Origin of the sequence: Streptomyces formicae, assembly GCF_002556545.1 — a bacterium.
GTDB classification, from domain to species: domain Bacteria; phylum Actinomycetota; class Actinomycetes; order Streptomycetales; family Streptomycetaceae; genus Streptomyces; species Streptomyces formicae_A.
This window is the reverse complement of record NZ_CP022685.1, coordinates 9,418,841-9,439,079: the sequence shown is the minus strand read 5'-3', so window position 1 is coordinate 9,439,079 and position 20,239 is coordinate 9,418,841. Positions and strand designations below refer to the sequence as shown.

19 protein-coding genes are annotated in these 20,239 nt (G+C 70.6%); 5 read left to right on the top strand and 14 right to left on the bottom strand.

From position 1 onward, the window contains the following. Positions 1-30 precede the first annotated feature (30 nt). From KY5_RS40530 to KY5_RS40505, 6 genes are all read right to left on the bottom strand, one after another. On the bottom strand, positions 31-1,170 hold the full coding sequence (locus tag KY5_RS40530) for an acyl-CoA dehydrogenase family protein (RefSeq protein WP_098246867.1): 1,140 nt from the start codon (positions 1,168-1,170) through the stop codon (positions 31-33). Between the two features lie 54 nt (positions 1,171-1,224). Continuing rightward, complete coding sequence (locus tag KY5_RS40525; RefSeq protein WP_098246866.1) at positions 1,225-2,232, bottom strand: aldo/keto reductase; 1,008 nt, start codon at positions 2,230-2,232, stop codon at positions 1,225-1,227. A gap of 9 nt (positions 2,233-2,241) precedes the next feature. Beyond that, entirely contained in the window at positions 2,242-2,886 is a 645-nt protein-coding gene (locus KY5_RS40520) for a nitroreductase family protein (protein WP_098246865.1), read from the bottom strand. A 47-nt stretch (positions 2,887-2,933) separates the two neighbouring features. Further along, complete coding sequence (locus tag KY5_RS40515) at positions 2,934-4,307, bottom strand: aspartate aminotransferase family protein (protein ID WP_098246864.1); 1,374 nt, start codon at positions 4,305-4,307, stop codon at positions 2,934-2,936. 229 nt (positions 4,308-4,536) lie between these two features. Beyond that, positions 4,537-5,211 carry a 2-phosphosulfolactate phosphatase gene (locus KY5_RS40510; protein ID WP_199843474.1) on the bottom strand — a complete coding sequence of 225 codons (675 nt, stop codon included), beginning with the start codon at positions 5,209-5,211 and terminating at the stop codon, positions 4,537-4,539. A 64-nt stretch (positions 5,212-5,275) separates the two neighbouring features. After that, positions 5,276-5,671, bottom strand: coding sequence for a nuclear transport factor 2 family protein (locus KY5_RS40505; RefSeq protein ID WP_098246862.1), 396 nt, complete (start codon positions 5,669-5,671; stop codon positions 5,276-5,278). Positions 5,672-5,826: 155 nt separating this feature from the next. Between KY5_RS40505 and KY5_RS40500 the strand changes: the two genes are divergently transcribed. Continuing rightward, positions 5,827-6,663 carry an alpha/beta hydrolase gene (locus KY5_RS40500; RefSeq protein ID WP_098246861.1) on the top strand — a complete coding sequence of 279 codons (837 nt, stop codon included), beginning with the start codon at positions 5,827-5,829 and terminating at the stop codon, positions 6,661-6,663. Between the two features lie 128 nt (positions 6,664-6,791). Continuing rightward, entirely contained in the window at positions 6,792-9,617 is a 2,826-nt protein-coding gene (locus KY5_RS40495; RefSeq protein WP_098246860.1) for an ABC transporter substrate-binding protein, read from the top strand. 79 nt (positions 9,618-9,696) lie between these two features. Here the strand turns inward: KY5_RS40495 and KY5_RS40490 are convergent, their stop codons facing one another. From KY5_RS40490 to KY5_RS40470, 5 genes are all read right to left on the bottom strand, one after another. Then, entirely contained in the window at positions 9,697-10,044 is a 348-nt protein-coding gene (locus tag KY5_RS40490; RefSeq protein WP_098246859.1) for a hypothetical protein, read from the bottom strand. A 174-nt stretch (positions 10,045-10,218) separates the two neighbouring features. Continuing rightward, positions 10,219-11,286, bottom strand: a complete 1,068-nt coding sequence (locus tag KY5_RS40485) for an LCP family protein (protein WP_098246858.1) — start codon at positions 11,284-11,286, stop codon at positions 10,219-10,221. A 32-nt stretch (positions 11,287-11,318) separates the two neighbouring features. Beyond that, entirely contained in the window at positions 11,319-11,819 is a 501-nt protein-coding gene (locus KY5_RS40480; RefSeq protein ID WP_098246857.1) for a transglycosylase SLT domain-containing protein, read from the bottom strand. Between the two features lie 267 nt (positions 11,820-12,086). Continuing rightward, on the bottom strand, positions 12,087-13,298 hold the full coding sequence (locus KY5_RS40475; protein WP_234363114.1) for a sensor histidine kinase: 1,212 nt from the start codon (positions 13,296-13,298) through the stop codon (positions 12,087-12,089). Continuing rightward, positions 13,295-13,957 carry a response regulator transcription factor gene (locus KY5_RS40470; RefSeq protein ID WP_098246856.1) on the bottom strand — a complete coding sequence of 221 codons (663 nt, stop codon included), beginning with the start codon at positions 13,955-13,957 and terminating at the stop codon, positions 13,295-13,297. Before KY5_RS40470 ends, KY5_RS40475 begins: the two co-directional genes overlap by 4 nt. A gap of 225 nt (positions 13,958-14,182) precedes the next feature. On the opposite strand from KY5_RS40470, the gene KY5_RS40465 reads away from it, so the two are divergent. The 3 genes from KY5_RS40465 (at position 14,183) to KY5_RS43340 (ending at position 16,986) form a co-directional block, all read left to right on the top strand. Beyond that, positions 14,183-15,622 carry an ABC transporter permease gene (locus tag KY5_RS40465; protein WP_098246855.1) on the top strand — a complete coding sequence of 480 codons (1,440 nt, stop codon included), beginning with the start codon at positions 14,183-14,185 and terminating at the stop codon, positions 15,620-15,622. Between the two features lies 1 nt (position 15,623). Continuing rightward, positions 15,624-16,334, top strand: a complete 711-nt coding sequence (locus KY5_RS40460) for an ABC transporter ATP-binding protein (RefSeq protein ID WP_267894314.1) — start codon at positions 15,624-15,626, stop codon at positions 16,332-16,334. A gap of 508 nt (positions 16,335-16,842) precedes the next feature. Then, on the top strand, positions 16,843-16,986 hold the full coding sequence (locus KY5_RS43340) for a hypothetical protein (RefSeq protein WP_159072729.1): 144 nt from the start codon (positions 16,843-16,845) through the stop codon (positions 16,984-16,986). A gap of 125 nt (positions 16,987-17,111) precedes the next feature. Here KY5_RS43340 and KY5_RS40450 read toward each other — a convergent pair whose 3' ends face one another. From KY5_RS40450 to KY5_RS40440, 3 genes are all read right to left on the bottom strand, one after another. After that, positions 17,112-17,483, bottom strand: a complete 372-nt coding sequence (locus tag KY5_RS40450) for a PRC-barrel domain-containing protein (protein WP_098246853.1) — start codon at positions 17,481-17,483, stop codon at positions 17,112-17,114. Between the two features lie 158 nt (positions 17,484-17,641). Beyond that, the gene (locus tag KY5_RS40445; protein ID WP_324965840.1) at positions 17,642-18,751 is read right to left on the bottom strand and encodes an aminotransferase class I/II-fold pyridoxal phosphate-dependent enzyme; all 1,110 of its coding nucleotides are present in this window, start codon (positions 18,749-18,751) and stop codon (positions 17,642-17,644) included. Between the two features lie 199 nt (positions 18,752-18,950). Further along, complete coding sequence (locus KY5_RS40440) at positions 18,951-20,216, bottom strand: FAD-dependent oxidoreductase (protein WP_098246851.1); 1,266 nt, start codon at positions 20,214-20,216, stop codon at positions 18,951-18,953. Positions 20,217-20,239: the final 23 nt, after the last annotated feature.

Here is a 20,239-nt window from a genome sequence, read left to right as displayed (position 1 = left end):
GCGGGCGGCCCCCGGTCGTCCGCGTGGCGGCTAGGAGAAGAACAGCGGCTTGCCCGCGTAGTAGTCGACGACCGCTTCGCTCATGCTCGCCCGCGACGGAGGGTGGAAGACGACGGCCTGTGCGGCGGAAGCCAGGGAGGCGACCTTCGGCGAGGTGATGAAGGCCATGCCGCCCAGCATCTCCACCGCCTGGCTGACGACCCTGGTGATGATGTCCTGCACGGAGAAGCGGGTGAACAGGGAGGCCGCCGCGCAGTCGTTGCCGAGGTCGTCGTCCATGATCCGGCGGGCGATCCCCTCCACCAAGGACGCGGCCGACTCGATGAGGAGGCACAGCCGTGCGCGCTCGTCGGCCGATCCGCGCCGCCGGTTCAGGACGAGGTCGACCAATGCGCTGGCCACTCCGGTGTACGAGGCGGCGACGATCATCTGGAACCAGATCACCCCCGCCTCGTTGAGCTCGTCCAGCTTCTCCGCGGCGTTCGCGGGTGCGCGCAGGATGTGCTCGGGCCCGGCGAACACGTCGGTGAGGCGGACCTCGTGGCTCTCCGCGGCGGCCAGCGGGAACGTCGACCAGAAGTCGTGCACGGAGATGCCCGGCGTATCGGCGGGAAGCACCAGGAGACCCATCTCGGATTCCCCTTCGGGCCCGGGCAGCGCGACGCTCGCGGTGAGCAGGTCCATCGAGCGCGACAGGCTGCAGGGCTTCTTGGAACCGCTGACCAGGTAGCCGCCGGGGGTCTCGCGGGCCTCGACGGTCGGGCTGAGGATGCCGTGGCCCGAGCGGCCCTCCGCGTACCCCGAGGCGATGAGCGACCGGTTCTTCGCGACCACGTCGAGCACGGACGCCCGAATGCTGGTGCTGCTCTCGTAGAGCGGTCCCACGGCGAACAGCATGCCGACCGAGAAGTGGTGCATCGCGGTGGCCACGGCGAGCGAGGGTGCGAGCGACCCCAGCGCGCGGATCACCCTGACCGCGTCGAGCGCGGAGGCGCCGACCCCGCCGTACGCACGGGGGATCAGGAGATTGGTGCCGCCGTACTCCTTGAACAGCGCGATGGCCGGACTCGCCGGGGACTCCAGCTCGTCGAACGGCACGTCGGCGAGTCGGTCGGCGAGGCCGGGCAGGAGCTTTCCGCATACGTCGTGGTCGAGTTGGAGGAATTTCACGCTCTCTCGTCCCTCTGCTAGTGCCGGAAAGGGGGGTTCGTCCGTTGGATCGGCTCAGTTGTCGACGAGCCGCATCAGGAAAGGCGGGTACCGCTCGCCGTGGACGGCCGTGGGCGGCACCGCGTCCGTCACGGCCCGCAGTTCGTCGGCGGACAGCTCGACGCGGGCGGCGCCGAGGTTCTCCGCCAGGTGGTCGCGGCGTGCGGTGCCGGGGATGGGCACGACGTCGTCACCTTGGTGGTGCAGCCAGGCCAGGGCGAGTTGGGCAAGGGTCAGGCCACGGCGCGCCGCCAGGGAGCGCAGGGCCGCCACGAGAGGCTGGTTGCGCGCGAGGCCGGACTCGGTGAACCGAGGCAGCCCGTGGCGGAAGTCCGCCGCAGGGCCGAGGTCGGCGACCGAGCCGATCCGCCCGGTCAGGAAGCCGCGTCCGAGCGGGGACGAGGCGATGATGCCGATGCCGAGATCCCGGCAGACCGGCACCACCTCCGCCTCGATGCCCCGGCTCCACAACGACCACTCGCTCTGTACGGCGGTGATGGGGTGCACCGCGTGGGCGCGGCGGATGGTGTCCGCCGAGACCTCGGAGAGGCACACATGGCGGACCTTTCCCTCGTCGACGAGTTCCGCGAGGGCCTCGATCGCCTCTTCGATCCGCTCCCCGGGGGCCGCCCAGTGCTTGACGTACAGGTCGAGATGGTCGGTGCCGAGGCGGCGCAGCGAGCCGTGGCAGCGCTGCCGGATGTAGGCCCGGTCACCGCGTACGCCGAGGAATTCCCCGTTCCGGTCCCGCTCCAGGCCCACTTTGGTGGAGAGGAGCACACGGTCCCGCCGCCCCTCGACGGCCTTGCCGAGCAGCCGCTCCCCCTCTCCAAGGCCCTGCACGTCCGCCGTGTCCAGGAGCGAGACGCCCAGGTCGACGGCTCGGTGCACGGTGGCGATGGCCTCGGCGGGGTCGGCCCGCGCGTAGAAGGACGTCATGCTCAGACAGCCCAACCCCTGCGCCGGAAGCTTCAGTGCACCGATTCCGCACGTCGGCGGAGGTCTTGTCCCGTCGGTCCGCATGCCCGCTCCTCACCACGTATCGATGTGCAAGACCTGTTCGAGCGGCTGGCGCGCCGCGGGCCTGAACTCCGTGCCGAGGGAGTACGCCGTCGGGATCAGTGCCGCCTGGACGATTCCGTCCGGGAGGCCGAGGAGTTCCGCGATCTCCTTCTCGTACATCAGGTGCAAGGTGGTCCAGGCCGTGCCGAGGCCGCGTGCGCGGGCGGCGAGCATGTAGCTCCAGGCGGCCTGGATGATCGACCCCCACTTGCCCGCCTCGTTGTACTCGGGGGCCTCGTTCGCGTCGAGGCAGGGGATGACGAGCACGGGAACCTCGCCCAGGTGGTCGCCCAGATGGGCCACGCTGTCGCCCACGCGCCGCTGCACGGCGTGGCGTTCGGGGTCCTCGGGGAACAGTGAGGCGCACGTGCCCTCCGAGTTCAGATACGTCCGCACCGCGCGCCGGTAGTAGCGGCCTATGGCGGCCCGCTGCTCCGCGTCCGTCACGACCACCCAGTGCCAGGTCTGCCGGTTGCTGCCCGACGGGGCTTGCAGGGCGACGCGGATGCAGTCCTTGACGAGTTCGAGCGGTACGGCCCTGGTCAGGTCGAGCCGCTTGCGTACGGAGCGTGTGGTGGTGAGGAGTTCGTCCGGATTCAGGTCCAGGAGTGGCATGAGGTGTTCCTTCGTCGCGTGAACGGGAGGGGGGGAACCGCGGCCGTCTAGGGCCGTACGCGTCCGTCGGGCTCGACGCGGGCCAGCACCGTGTGCAGTCCGTCCGCCAGCTCGTCCGCCGTCGCGCGGTCCATCACCAACGGGGGGTTGATCAGCAGGGAGCGCGGGTTGCCGCGCAGGATGATGCCCGCGTCCTCGCGCAGCGCCTGTGCCACCGGGGCGGTGCCGGTGGGCAGTTGGGCGCGTGATTCCTTGTCCGCGACGAGTTCGATGCCGAGCATCAGGCCGATCTGGCGCACGTCGCCCACGACGGGCAGGTCGGTGAGCGTGGCCAGCCGGTCGGCGAGGTGGCCGCCGGTCGTCGTCGCGTTGTCGAGCAGCTTCTCCCGCTCGATGATGTCCAGGTTGGCGAGCGCGACCGCGCAGGCGGTGGGGTGTCCGGTGTACGTGAACCCGATCGGGAATCCGGTCGATCCCGTGACCGCGGCCGCGACCTCCTCGGTGACGAGCACCGCGCCGTGCGGGACGTAGCCGGACGTGATGCCCTTCGCGGTGACGAGCAGGTCGGGACGGACTCCGAAGTGTTCGGCGGCGAACCAGTGCCCGGTCCTGCCGTAGGCCGTGACCACCTCGTCGAAGATCAGCAGGATGCCGTGGGAGCGCAGCAGTTCGGCGACCCGGGGCCAGTAGTCGGGCGGCGGGACGACCGCGCCGCCGACGCTCATGACCGGCTCGCCGATCATCGCCGCGATCCGGTCGGGGCCGATCCGCTCGATGGTCTCGCGCAGTTCGCGCAGGCAGAACTCGGTCACGTCCTCACCGTCGTACGCGGAGTTCTGGTAGGGATCCGGGGCGGTGAGGTGGTGTACGTGCGGGAGTTGGGGGCCGAAGCCCTCGTGGTACACGGGCAGCCCGGAGACGCTTCCCGCTCCGTAGGCGATGCCGTGGTAGGCCGTCCTGCGCGACAGGATCCAGGTCCGCTCGGGCTGTTGCCTGCGGTAGTGGAAGAACCGCGCCATGCGCAGGGCGATCTCGTTGCCCTCCGCTCCCCCGCTGGTGAAGAACGCCCGGTCGAGACCGGCGGGCGCGAGATCGGTCAGCCGTACGGCCAGCTCGATCGCCTTGTCGTTGCTCATGGACTCCCAGAGGTGGAAGCACTCCAGCGTGCCCAGCTGAGCGGTGGCGGCCGACACGATCTCCTCGCGGCCGTGCCCCACCTGCATCATGCCGAGCACCGCGGCGGCGTCCAGATACCGCCTTCCCCGACTGTCACGCACGTGGCAGCCGCGGCCCTCGACGATGACGGTGCGGTCGGTGCGGCCGCTGGGGAGATTGGGGTGGATGAGCCGGTCGCGGTCGGCCCGGACCCACTGTGCCGTCCGGTCCTGGCCGGGAATCGGTGCCGCCGGGAAGGTGGGCATGAGGCAAGCTCCTTCGCGAAGTCCCTCGGGAGGTGTACGGGGAGGGCCGCAGCCACGACGCGCGGCTGCCGCATCGCGGGGAGTCTCGCAGCGGGGGGTTGTGTCCGGCTGGCACGGACGTACGAGCGGAACGTCAAGCGGCCTGCAAGGGTGAGCGGCCTCCGTCGGCGCCCGCTCGGCCGATGCGGTGCGGACCGGAGCCCGCCGATGGGAGCCGATGCGCCGCCGGTCAGGTCCGGAACGGCCGCAGCACCGCGAGCCCGTTCTCACGGCCGACCCTCATGGCGAAGTCGAACCGGTCCACCTCGACGCACAGCTCCGCGTCGTCGGGGTGAGCACCGCCGCGCCGACCGCCGCGCAGGTCGTCCGCGGCCGGTGAGGTGCGGGCACGACGCACCCAGGGACCCGGGTCGGGAGCGTCCCCGGCCAGCAGCCGGGCCAGGTAGTCGGCGCAGGCCAGATCCTCGGCGGCGCGGCCTTCCTCGCCGGTGGCCACGAACGTCACCGCGTCGGCGCCCGCTGCCAGGAGGGCCCGGGCGGTCGCCCCCGCCACGGCGAAGCCGGCGCACAGCGCCAGTTCGGCTTCGACGACCGCGAGGGCGCCCACTGTTCCCGCGGTGGTCTTCTGGATCACGGTACGGCCGGTCAGGTCCGCCGTACGGATCAGGCCGGGAGAGTTGACCAGGTCGAACCCGTCGGCAGGCGCCCCGTCCTTGAGCGCCAACCAGCCCGGGTGACGCTCCTTGACCGCCAGTGCCTCAGCCACGTCGGCAGCGAGAACGATCTTCTCCACACCGCGGTGGAAGGCCCAGGCGGCGGTGGTGAACGCCCGCATCACGTCGATCACCACGGCCACCTCTTCGGTGCCGTCCACCTCGGGAATTCCGACTGTGCGCGATGTCATGTCGGGATGCTTCCAGCCCGCCGGAGTGATCCACAAACGGTTTCCGGTGTCGGGCGGTACCGCGTCAGGCCGAGTGCGCCGCGTCGGCGGGCAGCGCCGGAAGGTCCCCGGCGAAGACGATCATCTCCGCGATGCGTCCCTCCTGGATCCGCACCACGTCCGTGCCCGACAGCGCGGCCCTGTCGTCGGCCGCCGCGTACCGCCACTGGTAGCGCGCCCACTCCCCCGGCGCGTCGACGTCCGAGCAGCGCTCCATCGTGCCCTCGCCGCCCGAGTGTCTGCGCAGGTCAAGGACGAAGGCGCCCACCGCCTCCACGCCCTCGGAGCGGCCCCACGGCCCCCAGAAAGTGATCTCGGGGCTCAGCGCGCGCGAGAGCCGGTCGACGACGCTGACCTCGTCCGGAGCGTTGAACGCGGACAGGAACATGTCGATCGCGGCCCGTGCCTCATCGCTCTCCATTCCCCTACTACTACCACGCCCTCCCCAGGCCGTCGGCGCCGATGCCGGTCGATCCAACGCACCACTCGTTCCCCCTGGTTCATCGCCCCCATAGCATCCCCCCGTCGGCGAAGGAGCAGCCGCGCGTTCCGCCACGAGAGAATCGGGTGAGATCGATGGATCGAGAAACATCCGCGGACACGGTCGTCCTCATTCACGGCCTCTGGATGACACCGCTGTCGTGGGAGCACTGGGTCACCCACTACGAGCAGCGCGGCCTACGGGTCATCACCCCTGGATATCCCGGCGTTCTCCCCGGTGAAGCCGGTGTCCGGGCGATCCGCGATGATCCCTCGCCCCTGGCCGGACTAGGAGTGCGGGAGATCTTCGACCACCTCAGCGAGGTCGTCGGCGCACTCGACGCGAAGCCGATCATCATCGGCCACTCCTTCGGCGGGGTCTTCGTACAACTGCTGCTCGACGCCGGTCACGGCACAGCGGGAGTCTCCGTCGACGGCGCCGCCGTGAAGGGCCTCAAAGCGCTGCCCCTCAGCGAGATCAAGGCGACGTTCCCCGTCCTGCGGAACCCCGCCAATCGGCGCCGGGCCGTGCCCATCACGGAGAAGGAGTTCCATTACGCGTTCACGAACAATCTGAGCGTCGGGGAATCGAGGAAGGTCTTCGATCGCTACGCGATCCCGGTGTCGGGCCGCATGCTGTTCCAGGCATCTCTGGCCAACTTCACGCCGAACGCCGTGACGACCTACGACTTCGCCAACGGCGACCGCGCGCCCCTGCTGTTCATCGCCGGTGGCGACGACCACATGCTCCCGCCCCCGGTGCAGCGCGAGAACTACGAGAAGAACGCGAAGCACTCCGAGGCGGTCACCGCCTTCCGGCTCTTCGACGGCCGCAGTCACTACACGTGCGGCGAACCGGGCTGGGAGGCCGTCGCCGACTTCGCACTCGACTGGGCACTGGCGCCCGTGCCGGGAGAGCTCGGCAAGGGCTGACGTGTCTCGCACCGCCACACCCGCCACGGTGGCCCTCGGGGGCCCCTGTGCCGACAACCACCCTCCTCCGACGATAGATTGAGGATCAACGACGGGGCGAGGAAGCCCTGTCGACGGGGGAGGCAGGGATGCAGGGTTCGGTCCTGGACGGCCGGTACACGCTCGTGGAGCGCATCGGCGCGGGCGGCATGGGCGAGGTGTGGCGCGCGGAGGACTCGCGGCTTCAGCGGCGCGTCGCCGTCAAGATCCTGAGCACGCCGCGCGGCACGACGGCGACGGAGGCGGAACGCTTCCTCGCCATGTTCGTGCGCGAGGCGCGGGCCGCCGCGGCGCTCGACAGTTCCTACATCGTGCCCGTCTTCGACCACGGGTCGGCGGACGGGGTCCCGTACCTGGTGATGCCGCTGCTTTCCGGGCGCACCGTCGGGGAGTTGGTCCTGGAGACGGGGACCCTGGCGCCCGAGCGGGTCGCCGCGATCTCCGCGCAGGTCTGCCGGGCGCTGGCCACCGCGCACCGGGCCGGCATCGTGCACCGGGACATCAAACCGGCGAACGTGATGGTGACGGACGAGGGCACGGTCAAGGTCCTCGACTTCGGCATCGCCAAGTTCCTCGACGCCACCACCACGGCCGGATATCTGACGGGCACGGCCGACGCGCCCGTGGGCACCCTGCACTACATGGCGCCGGAGCGCTTCACGCGTGACGCGGACGACGGGCGCTGCGACGTGTACTCGCTGGGCTGCATGGTGCAGGAACTCCTCACCGGCAGACCGCCGTTCGACGCGGACTCGGCCGCCGCGCTCATGCACGGCCACGTGTACGAGACGCCGGACCTGCCGTCCGTGCGCCGCCCCGGGCTGGCTCCCGCGTGGGACGAGCTGGTCGGCCGGATGCTGGCCAAGCAGCCCGGCGAGCGCCCCGACGCGCAGGAGGCCGGGGACGCCCTGGAGAACCTGAGCGCACGGAACCCGGCCCCCGAGAGCCCGTCCGCGTCCGGCGCGCCCACCTCCTACTCCCTCGCGCCGCCGCTCCCCCCGATGCCGCAGTCCCCGCCGCCGGCCGCGGACGCACCCGGGACACCGGCGCTGCCCACGGTCACAGGACCGTCCCCGTACGCCCAAGCCCCCTCCCCCAGCCCCTTTATGAGCCCCTCAGGACCGCCCGGCAGGTCGCGGGCCAAAGCCTGGGGCATCGGTGCGGTCGTCGCGGTGGCCGCGGGCGCCCTGGTGACGACCCTGACGGTCTTCGACCCGTTCGGGGACGCGTCGAAGGACGGCGGCGACGACGCCAAGGGGAACGGGAAGGGAACCTCCCGCGAGAACAGCGACATCCCGACCGACGAGCTGACCCAGGTCTCGACGGAGGGCCTCGTCGTCGGCAGCGCCGCCGACTCCAAAGGCCCCGCGCCCGCCGTCAAGGGTGCCCGCAAGGGCGGCCAGGTCACCGTCCTCGAACCGCAGGAGTTCACCTCGCTCGATCCCGGGATGATGTGGCCCGGCAGCGCCGACCACCAGCTCGCACGCCTCGTACACCGCGGGCTCACCACGATCAAGGCCGAGAGCGGCCACCAGGTGAAGGTCGTCGGCGATCTCGCCGAGGACGCGGGACGCACGACGAACGGCCGGGACTGGACGTTCAAGCTCAAGCGCGGGCTGACGTACAACGACGGAACGCCCGTGCGCTCCCAGGACTTCCGGTACGCCATCGAGCGCACCCTCGAGCCGGAGCTGGCCGCGGGCGACCCGACCCTGCGCAGGTTCCTGTACGGCCCGAAGGACGCCGACGCCAAGTCAGCGAAGAAGGACGCGATCCGGACCCCGGACGACCGCACGATCGTCTTCCATCTCGCGGGCCCTCACCGGGATTTCAACGTCGTCCTCGCGGGCCCTTCGGGCGCGCCGCTCCCGAAGGACGCCGCCGGCTCGGACGGGCGTTCGAAGGCGCTGCCGTCCACCGGCCCGTACCAGATCACCAGCAGCCCCGCGGACGCCAAGAACGTCACCCTGACCCGCAACCCCCACTGGCAGAAGAACACCGACCCGGTGCGCGGCGCCTACCCCGACGGCTATCGGATCCAGACCGGGATGCAGCTCCCGGAGATCCGGCACCGCATCGGCGCGGCGACCGCGGGCCAGGCCGTCATGACCTTCACCGGGACGGACGATCCGGTCGGGGTCCAGGGAGGTCCCACGGGCAGCGCGAAGTCCGTCAAGTTCCCTTCCTGGAACGCGCAGTCGTACGTCATCAACACGGCCCGGGTGAAGGACCGCGACATCCGCAGGGCCATCGTCACCGCCCTGCCCCCCGACCAGATCCTCAAGGCGAGCGGAGGCCAGGGGCGCTTGACCCCGCACCTGATGCCGCCGGGGGTGCCCGGAGCGAGCAGCGCCATGAACTTCTACCACTCGGGCGACGACGGTGATCCCACCACCGCTCGCCTGTACCTCCAGGACGCGGACGCGCTCGGCTACCGCCTCACCCTCGCCCACCCGGACACCACGGTCGACACGGCCCGCGCGGAAGTCGTTCGCGCGAGCCTGGAGAAGGCCGGATTCAAGGTGACCGTCAAGAAGGTCGCGATCAGCTCCTTCTGGGCCGACGCGGCCGCGGGCAAGTACGACATGTTCCGCATGTCCGTCGGCGGCGGGCTGCCCACCGCCGCCAACTACCTGCCCGACTACTTCGACGGGCGCCAGCCCTTCGACACGTCGAGCAACTACAGCAGGCTCAACAACAAGAAGGTCAACGAGGCGATCGACGCCGCGAACGCCGCGCCGGACCTCAAGAAGGCGGGCGAGCTGTGGGCGGAGGTGAGCACCCTGGTGATGGAGCAGGCGGCGGTCGTACCGGTGTACGTACCGGAGCGCACCTACCTGTACTCACCGGCGCTGCGCGGTCTGCAGGTCGACCTCTCCGGGCTTTCGCCGCTCAACGCCTACGTGCGCCGGTGAGGGTGCGCCGGACCGGCCTGGACGGCACGCCGGGCAGGGCGCGTACCGCCTCGCCCTGCCCGGTGCCGACCTGCTTCGCTCAGCCGCGCACCGTGATGTCCAGCCGGTCCGAGGCCCGCCATTCCCCGGTGGCACGGCTGATGACGTAACTGACCCGGGCGGCGCCGGGCCGCGGGTGCGGGATGGTGAAGAGGGTGCTCTGCCCCACTTCGGTGGTGTCGACGACGTGTGTTTCGACCCGCGAGGTCCGCAGGACCCCCGTGTCCCAGCGTAGGTGGACCTGATCTCCGCCGCTCATCCCCGCGTATGGCTCAACACGGATCACCAGCTGCGGAGTTCCGTCGTCCAGGACTACGGCGCTGTCGACCGCTTCGTCGATCGTGGGTGCGGCCAACCGGTCCACGGACGCATCGGAGACGTCTGTCATGTTGTGCTCTCCCCATGTCCCCATGCCTGCGTCGGCACACCACCGCCAGGACCGGGACGGCATGCCGACGCCTTCACCGCCCATCTTCCTCAGTCCGGCGCCCCGCGTACACGCCTTGTTCGCGCTTTGTGTGCCTCATGCGCTCCGTTGACGTACGCACTGTCGACTGCCGCGTCAGGATCCCGCCGACACCGGCGACTCGGTCGCGTCGCCCACCGATGCCTCGGTCGCGGACTTCGGGACGGGGCGGTCATCGCGCAGTGCGGTCCAGACCCGGTGGGACGCCTTGTCCAGCGGCAGGACCCGGCCCGAGTTCCGCGCGTCGTAGGTGACCGGCATCGTGACGGTCCGGGTGCGGTCGGGGCTGATGCCCTTCAACTCCTTTGCCAGGCCCAGGAGTTTGTCCGCCGATGCCAGCTCGGAGTCGGCGCTGATGGACTTGGTGGCGGTGTCCGCGAGGGCGTACGACGTGGCCGGGCTGCCGAGCGGGTCGACGGTGTCGGCCCGGTGGATCAGGGCCTTGATGAACGCCTGCTGGAGCTGGATGCGGCCGAGGTCGCTGCCGTCGCCCACGCCATGCCGGGTGCGGACGAGCTCCAGGGCCTCCTTGCCCTTCAGCGTGTGCTTGCCCGCGTTCAGGTGGAGGCCGCTGTGGGGGTCGTCGATGGCCTTGCGGGTGGTGATGTCCACGCCGCCGAGCTCGTCGATGAGCTTCTCGAATCCCTTGAAGTCGACTTCGAGGTAGTGGTCCATGCGGATGTCCGACATCTTCTCCACCGTCTTCACGGTGCAGGCGGGCCCGCCCACCTGGTACGACGAGTTGAACATGGTCCGGCGTTCGGCGGGGGCGGTGCCGCCGTGCGGCTTCGCGCACCGGGGGCGCTCGACCATCGTGTCGCGCGGGATGCTGACGACCGAAGCCTTCTTGTGGGTCTTGTCGACGTGCAGGACCATCGCCGTGTCGGCGCGGGCCCCGCTGACGCCCTGCCCGTACCGACCGTGGGTTCCGGCCCGGGAGTCGGACCCGAGCAGGAGGATGTTCATGGACCCGTCGCGCTGCTCGCTCGGCCGGTCGTGCCCGAGGGCGGCGTTGACGTCCGTGCCCCGGATGTTGCCGTCGAGGTGCTGCCAGGCGTAGGCCAGGCCGCCTCCGCCGACGAGGACGACGCCGAGGGCGCCCCACGCGACGTACCGCAGGGCCCTCTTCCGCGGCTTGCGCCGGGTCCCGCTCGCGTACGGCATGCGCTGTCCCTTTCCCTCGTTCTCGCGGTGGCTCAGTAGGCGGAGTCGACGTTGTCGATGGAGCCGTACCTGTCGGCGGCGTAGTTCGCGGCCGCGGTGATGTTGGCGACCGGGTCGGTCAGCTCGTTCGCGGTGCCCTCGACGTGGTACGTGTCGAAGGTCGGCTGGATGACCTGGAGCAGCCCCTTGGACGGGGTGCCGTTCTGCGCGTTGACGTCCCAGCCGTTCTGGGCGTTCGGATCGCCGGAGGACTCGCGCATGATGTTGCGGTGCAGCCCCTCGTACGTACCGGGGATGCCCTTGGCCTTCATGATGTCGAGCGACTCGCGGATCCAGCCGTCGAGGCTGTCCGGGTAGCTCTTGTCGGCGGCAGCGGCCTTGGACACGGTCGCGCTCGGCGCGGCGGCCTGAGCGGGCGAGGGAACCAGCGTGAGGGCCGCGGCGGCGGCACCTGCGGTGGCGATGCCTGCCACGGAGACCTTGCGGATACGAGCGGTGCGGCCCGTGCGGGCCTTGGTGTGCGTGCTGAACATGCGGCGGTGACTCTCCAATGCGCGGACGGCGCGTGGGGGGGGGCTCGGCTTGCGTGTGTCAGCCAGGCATAACGGCGCACGGTGTCGGGACGCAAAGGTGTGACGTACTACCCCGGTACGCAGACCGCCCTGACCAGCCCCTTCGCGACCACCACGCGGCCCCCGGGCGGTGCCGTCGCCCTGGCTACTACCGCACTTAGTGTGTGACGTGGCTCCTATGGGTGGGGTCACACCCACGACGGTGTTCAGACACGTGTGCCGGGCCGGTCACGCGCTCGGCCGAGGCAGCACGACCCGCACCACGAGCCCCCCGCCCGCACGCGCCGTCGCCGATGACGTGCCGCCGTGGGCGCGGGCCACCGAGCGGACCAGGGCCAGTCCCAGGCCGTGGCCGCGTTCGCTGCCCACCCGGGGGGTCGCCCGGTAGAACGGTTCGAAGAGGCGGTCCGTGGTCTCCGGGGCGATGAGCGGGCCGGAATTGACGACCTCCAAGGCCACGTTTCCCGCGCCCTCGCCGCACACGGTCACGTGCACGAAGGCGTCGGGGGCTCCGGTGTTGTGGGTGACGGCGTTCTCGACGAGGTTGGTCACCAGCTGCCTCAACAGCGTCGCGCTGCCCAGGACTTCGCAGGGGACGGCGTCGGCGCGTACGCAGAGCGCGGGTCCTTCGGCGGGTCCGGTGGCGTCGGCGACGACCTCTCGTACGAGAGCCGCGAGGTCAACCGGCTCGGTGTCGCACGGGACCTGGTCGGCGGCGGCGAGCGCCAGGAGTTCCTTCACGACCCGGATGTTGCGCTCGTTGGTCTCCGTGAGCAGCGGCAGCAGTTCGCGCAGCGACTCCCCCGAGTCGTCGGCAGCCGCGAGCTGTAGCGCGGCCCGCGTGGTGGCGAGCGGGGTGAGCAGCTCGTGCGAGGCGTTCGCGGCGAACCGCTGGTGCGCGCCGAAAGACTCCTCCAGGCGTTCCAGCGTGGTGTCGAAGGTGTCCGCGAGCTGCTTCAGCTCGTCACGCGGGCCCCGCGCGTTGATGCGGTACGCCAGATCCCCCTTTCCGGCCTGGGCGGCGGCCCTGTTGATCGTGTGCAGCGGCGCGAGCAGCCTGCGCGAGAGCACCCAGCCCGCGGCGAGCCCCACCGCCGTCACCACGAGGAGCCCGCCGATGGAGATGGCGAGCACCGAGGCCCAGACGTCCTCCTTGTCCCTAACCACTCCTGACGCGGAGATCTTCTGCCCGGGTCCGGGGGTGCCGCTCGGGCTCACCGTGTGCGGTTCGATCCACTGCGGCTCGCCCGCCGAGTTGCTCGGCAGGGGGCGCGGCACCTCGATGGGGGTCGTCAGGTCGTACGTGGGGACGAAGCGGATGCCGACGTAGATCACGGCGACCATCAGCGCCGAGCAGACGACCAGGGCGCCGCCGAAGCCGAGGAAGAGCCGCAGATGGATGCTGAGGGCGCGGGGGCGCCCGCGCCGGGCCCGTCTCACTCGGTGCCCAGGTAGTAGCCCGCGCTGATCGCGGTGTGCACGAGCCGGGGCTCGCCCAGCTTCTTGCGCAGCGTGTGCACGACGAGGCGGACGGCGTTGGTCAGCGGGTCGGTGTGCGCGTCCCACGCCTTGTCCAGGAGGTACTCGGCGCTGAGCACCCCACCGTCCGCGCGCAGCAGCAGTTCGAGGACCGCCAGCTCCTTCGGGGTGAGACGGATCTCCCGGCCCGCGCGGGACACCCGGCGCCGGTGCGTGTCGAAGGTGAGGTCGGCGAAGGTGAGCACGGGGGCGTGGGCCTGGGGGCTGCGCCGGTACAGGGCGCGCAGCCGGGCGACCAGCTCGGGGAAGTCGAAGGGCTTGGCCAGGTAGTCGTCGGCGCCGAGGCCGAGTCCCGCGACCTTGTCGCCGAGGCGGCCCGCGGCCGTCAGCATCAGGATGCGGCAGTCCAGGCCCTCGGCGACGATGCGGCGGCAGACCTCGTCGCCGTGCACGCCCGGCAGGTCCCGGTCGAGGACCACCGTGTCGTAGTCGTACACCGACACCCGCTCCAGGGCGGCCTCGCCGTCGTGGACGACGTCCACCGCCATGGCCTCGCGGCGCAGTCCCATCTCGATGACGCGCGCCATGTACCGCTCGTCCTCGACCACCAGCACCCGCACGCGTCCGCCCGTCCTCGCCCGATCGGTCCTTCTCGCCCCGCGACGCCGTGAAAGGAGTTCCGCGCGGCTGAGAATTCCATGAATTACCGGATCCTCGATCCCGGTAATTCGCCCTTGCCACGCTCACATTTACCAGATCTCGTCTGTGAACCGTGTATGAGGACTGAGCCCGCACCGCAGGAACCAAACACGGTGGAAATCGGGAAGTGCCTAGCGTCCCGTGGCATGAACCTCTTCAAACGGGCCTGGTGGCGGCTGACGGGCCACCTCGGGAAGACGCTGATGCTCGTCGGCCTCTTCTTCGTGATCTGCACCCTGGTGCTCTCGGGCTTCCTCATCCAGTCCGCCGCCGCACGTGCCGCGGACGCCGCCAAGCAGCGGGTGGGCGCGGTGGCCACCATGCAACTGGACGTGAACGGCCTGATCGACTCCGGAAAGACGGACAAGCCGGACGGGCCCCAGGGCGGCACCATCGGCGCCGAGGGCGATCTGCACGCCGGTCTCGTCGACAAGATCTGCACGTCGTCGGCGGTGGCGAAGTGCAATTACTCGACGGACGGCGGCGCCTTTCCGACCAAATCCACCGAGCTGCACCAGCCAGTTCCCCCGCCTCAGGGGCAGGACTCACTCGGCACGGACCTGTTCAGCGCCTCCGGAATCCTCGATCTCGGCGAGGTCAAGGAATTCCGCAACGGCGACTCGGAACTGATCGCGGGACACGGCATCACTCCCGACAGCAAGAACGACGAGATCGTCGTCGAGGAGCGCGTCGCCAAGGACAACCACCTCCAGGTCGGCGACCGCGTGAAGCTCATGGTCGGTGTCCTGCCCGGCGCCGGTCAGGAGCGCGACAAACGGGAGTACTCCTTCAAGGTCGTCGGCATCTACCAGAACAGCACGCCCGACAGCGGTCAGTACGTCCCCGCGATGATGGACCCGGCCAACCGCCTGTACGTCACCCCCGGCGGCGGCTCGAAGCTGGAGGGCAAGGGCGACAAGGACACCGTCCTCAAGAACGCCACCTTCACCCTCAAGGACCCCGAGGACCTCGGTCGCCTCAAGAAGGACGCCGAGGCGGCGGGCGCCGACCTGCGGATCTTCCCGATCACCGTGAACGACAAGCAGTACAAGACGCTCGTCGGCCCCATCAACAAGACGGCGGACTTCGCCTCCGTCACCGTCTGGCTCGTCGCCCTCGCGGGCACCGTGATCCTGGCGCTGATCGTCGCCTCTTCGCTGCGCGAGCGGCGCAAGGAACTCGGGATCCTGCTCTCCCTGGGCGAGAAGAAGCCTCGGCTGCTCGGCCAGCACCTCGTCGAGGTCGTCGCCTGCGCGGTCGTCGCCATCGGCCTCGCGGGGGTGTGCAGCCAGGTCCTGTCGCAGAGCATCGGCGACAAGCTGCTGGCCGGTGAGGTGTCCTCGGCCAAGGAGGACGCCGCGAACAGGCCCCAGGAGCCGGACTACTCCAACTCCCTGGGGAACGGCGCCGCCGGGGACGAGGAGTCCGACGCCGAGCCGATCAGCTCCATGGACATCCGCATCGGCCCCGCCGACATCGGCAAGGTCGGCGCCACGGGCCTGGGCATCGCGGCCCTGGCCACCCTCGTCCCCGGCTCCCGCGTCCTGCGCCTGAACCCGCGCGACATCCTCACGAAGGGCGACTGACGTGACCACCCACGCCACTCACTCCACCCAGGCCACCCACTCCGGCGACGTCATGCTCGAACTGAGCGACGTGACCCGCACCTACCAGAGCGGCAACCGCCGCCGCACGGTCCTCAAGGGCGTCAACTACCGCTTCGAGGCCGGGCGGATGTACGCCGTCGTCGGTCCTTCCGGCTCCGGCAAGACCACGCTGCTCTCCCTGGCCAGCGGCCTGGACGCGCCGAGCTCGGGCACGGTGAGCTTCCAGGGCCGCGACGTCGCGCGCCTGGGCCTCGGCCGGTACCGCAACCAGCACGTGGCGACCGTCTTCCAGTCCCTGAACCTGCTGACGTACATGACCGCCGTACAGAACATCACCTCCGCCATGGAGATCACCGGCGTCAAGGCGGGCCGCCGCAGGCAACGCGCCGTCGAACTGCTCACGCTCCTCGGCGTCGAGCCCACCGAACACCACCGACGCACCCTGCAACTCTCCGGCGGCCAGCAGCAGCGCGTGGCCATCGCCCGCGCCCTCGCCTGCGAGGTGGACATCCTCTTCGCGGACGAGCCCACCGGCAGCCTCGACCACGAGACGGCCGACGGGATCATCGAGGTGTTCCGCAGACTCGCGCACGACGACGGCAAGTGCGTCATCGTCGTGACCCACTCCAAGGAGGTCGCGGCGGCGTCGGACGAGGTGTTGCACCTCAAGCGCGGGAAGCTGACGGCCTAGGGTCGGGTGCGTCCCAGCGGCACATGGCGTTGCTGACCGTGTCGCACAGCGACTTGCCGTCCTCGGAGAAGGCGAGGGCACGTACGGAGACGAGGCCCTTCAAGGCGACGGAGCCGGTCGAGGCGGAGCCGTCGGAGATGTCGCCCGTGTTCTTCTTGTCCGGGCCCCTTCTTGTCCGGGCTCCCCTTCTTCGGCTCGTCAGCGTCCGAGCCCTCGGGACGCGGTGCGGTCGGCCGCGCGGGCACCCGTGGGTCAACAGGAGACTTCCGCCCGGGACTTGACGGACTCGAGGCGCGTCCCGCGAAGGGGGCGGGGAGCTCCGCGACGGGCGGCCGGGCCCCGGGGTCCTTGGCCAGGCGTTCGGTCAGCAAGGTGTGGAGCCGCCCCGCCGCCCCGCCGTCGCCGCTCTCCACGTCATCCAACGCGGGCGGCTGGTCCAGGCTCCGCTGGACGACCTCGATCAGGGTCGGCGCGGATCTGTTCCGGCGACATGTAGGAGTACGTGCCGATGCCGGTGCCCATCTCCGTGAGAGAACTCGCGTCCACCGCCCGCGCGATGCCGAAGTCGATGATGCGCGGCCCGTCCGGAGCGAGGATGACGTTGCCGGGCTTCGACGTCCAATGGACCCTGTTCGGTGACCCCGGCCGGTGACGTGCCGAGGAAGACCGACATGATCCGGCCCTCGCACCCAGGACAGGAGGGAGCACGTCGAGGGCCGACGACGCAGCGGGGCCGGACCCCCGTTCAGGGTCCGGCCCCGCCTCACTCGTCGCGGATCAGAACATGCGGCCCGGGCCGCCCGGGTAGTGGGCGCCGTAGTACGTACCGATCTGGTCGTGGTAGGCCGGGTCGGTCAGGTGCTTGTGCTTGTCGAACTCAGGCGCGTCCTTGATCTGCTCCTTGGTCCGCGCCACCTGGATCGTCTTCGTTTCCGAATCGATGCCCGTGATGGTCCCCGCCGGCAGCAGAACCTCCTTGCCGAAGATCCACATGCCGGTGTCGACGACGATGTACTGCGAGCCGACGTCGTTCGAGTGCTTGTCGACCTTGCCGATCTGTCCGTCCGTCGCCTCGACCTTGTACCCCGTCAGGTCAGCGTTGGGAGAGTGACCTGCCGAGGAGGGGTAGCTCCAGATGTTCTCGGTCATGGTGTGACCTCCGTGCGCTAGCCAATCCGGTCAGGCGGTGCAGACTGCACCGTGCGTCCTTCCCGGCGACACCACCCGGTTGTCCGAGCACGCCGTGCGTAAACGTCCGGCAGCGGCTCGACCGCACCTTCGGCGGGAACCGCACCCCTGCGGGTGTGTCAGTGCCGCGAGCGGGGTGTGGCGATGCTGGTGTCGAAGTGGTGGGCGATCCGCTCCATGGCCTCGTCGATCGTGGCCGGTTCCGCGAGGGCGGAGAGCCTGATGTGGTCGCCGCTCGTGAGGTGGAAGTCGCTGCCGGGAGCGACGAGTACGCCGTGGTCGCGCAGCAGGGTGTCGGCCACCGTGCTGTCGTGGGGCAAGGCCGCGGCAGATGTGATGCATGGGAAGAGGTAGAAGGCGCCCCGGGGGCGTGCGCAGGTCAGTGTGGGGATGTCGGAGAGCGCCTCCCATGCCGTGTTCAGCCGCTCCCGGAGTGGGCCTGCGTGGCCGGTGAGGTCGTTCTGAGTCCGGTGGATGGAGGCGAGGGCGGGCGGGATGGCGTGTTGGGCGGGCACGTTCGGGCATAGGCGCAGGCTGGCGAGCTGGGTGACGGCTTCGGTGTAGGCGTGGGTCGCGGCACGGGGGCCGGAGACGGCCATCCACGCCGACCGGAACCCGGGGATGCAGCAGATCTTGGACAGTCCGCTGAAGGTGACGCAGGGGACGTCGGGGGCGAGGGCGGCCAGGACGGTGTGTTCGGCGTCGTAGGTGATGTGGGCGTAGATCTCCTCGGCCATGAGCAGGAGTTCACGGCTGCGGGCGATGTCGGCCAGGGTGCGGAGCGTGGCGGCGTTCCAGACCGCGCCGGTGGGGTTGTGGGGCGTATTGGTGACCAGTGCCACGGTGCGGGCGGTGATCCGGTCCCGCAGGTGGTCGGCGTCGGGCTGCCATCCCTGGCGCTCGTCGCAGCGGTAGTACACGGGTACACCGCCCGCGAGTTGGACGGAGGCGGCCCACAAGGGGTAGCCCGGTGCGGGCAGGAGGACTTCGTCGCCGGGGTTGAGGAGTGCTTGGCGGGCGAGGGGGACGAGTTCGGAGACGCCGTTGCCCAGGTGGATGTCCGAGGGGCGCAGGGCTAGGCCGCGGTGGTGGTAGTAGGCGGCGATGGCGTCGCGAGCCGCGGCGAGGCCTTGGGCGTCGGTGTAGGCCCGGGAGCGCTCCAGTGCGTGCTCGACGGCGTCCAGGACGTGTGCGGGTGCGGGCAGGCCGTGGGCGGCGGGGTCGCCCAGGTGCAGGCGGATGACGGAGCGGCCTTGGTGTTCGAGGGTGTCGGCGAGTTACGGCAGGGGGCCGCGCAGACCGTACGAAAGACCGGTCAGGCGGTCGGCAGGCTTGATCATCGGGGGTCCATCGGTGTGGGAGGCAGCGCCTGCCCGGCGGCGGAGGACTCCCGCCGCCGGGCAGGCGTGCAGAGGTGTGCGTCAGGGCTTATGAAGCGGCGAGGGACTTGAGGCGGTGACTGTGGGGGGCCAGGGTCCGGGCCGTGTCCAGGGCGGAGCGGACGGCTCCTTGCTGGCTGTCGGCGTCGTGCAGATGGCTTCCCGCGCAGTGGATGCCGTGCTGCCCTTGCCCGGCGGCGAGTCGGGCCGCGGCCAGGCGGCCGGGGACGGTGGGCAGGAGTTGGTGGAAGTGGGCCGTGGCGATGATGTCGTCGGGCGGAGTGCGGTGGGTGATCCAGCTCTTGAAGAGGTCGGTGCCGAGGTGGGGGCCGAGCCAGCTCGTCGTCTCGGCCCAGTGGCCGTCGCTGGTGGTGTTCGCGCTGGACCAGTGGGCGCGGTCGGCGGGCATGTGCCGGGGGTCCCGGTGGAGGGCCACGGTGGTGGGGACGTAGGTGAACTCGCTCAGGTCGGCCGCGGTGCGGGCGAGCGGTGGGCACTGCCGCAGGAGCGTGGCCGCCTGAGGGGCGGGCAGGGCCAGGATCACGCTGTCGTAGGGGAGTTCATGCCCGCGCGAGCAGTGCACGACGGGCCCGTCGGCGTTCAGGGAGATGTGCCGGACGGAGGTGCGACAGCGGACGGGGGTCTTGAGCGCGGTGGCAAGCCGGTGGGTCACCGTTCCGAGCCCTGAGGTGAGGGTGTGCCAGATCGGGGCCGCCTCCGCGTGTTCGGGCGGGGTGCGGGTGGCCCAGGCGGCAGCGGCGCGCGCGGGCATCCGCGCGGCCTGGTCCAGGGTGCATCCGACGAAGGAGGCGCACCAGGCCAGGACGGCGTGCCGGTATAGGTCGTCGGTCAGGCCGAGGGGGCCTGCTAGGTCGGCGACGGTGGTGGTCTCCGGTCCGTCGTCGGCTTCGAGACGGGCGGCTTGTGCCAGGAAGGCGCCGAGTGCCTCCCAGGCCGGGCCCGTGAGCGGCTTGCGTCCGGCCGCGGCGTCGCCGGGGGCGTGCGGGGTCACCAGGAGCGGTTCGTCCTGCCCGGCGTGCAGCAGGGACGTGGTCAAGGGGACGGCCGTGATGTCCTCGGCGGTGATGCCCAGGGCGCGGCACAGGGCGCTGTGGTCGGGATAGGCGGTCGGGGAGAGGAACTGGGCGCCCAGGTCGACGTGGACGGTGCCGTTTTCGGGGGTGGGGACCGGGACGGTGCGGATGTTGCCGCCCGGCCGATCGTCGGCTTCGTACACGGTGACGTCGTGGTCTTCGTCCAGGAGCCAGGCGGCCGTCAGGCCCGCGATGCCTGCCCCGATGATCGCGATACGCATGGGGGTGCGTTCCTTTCGCTTCG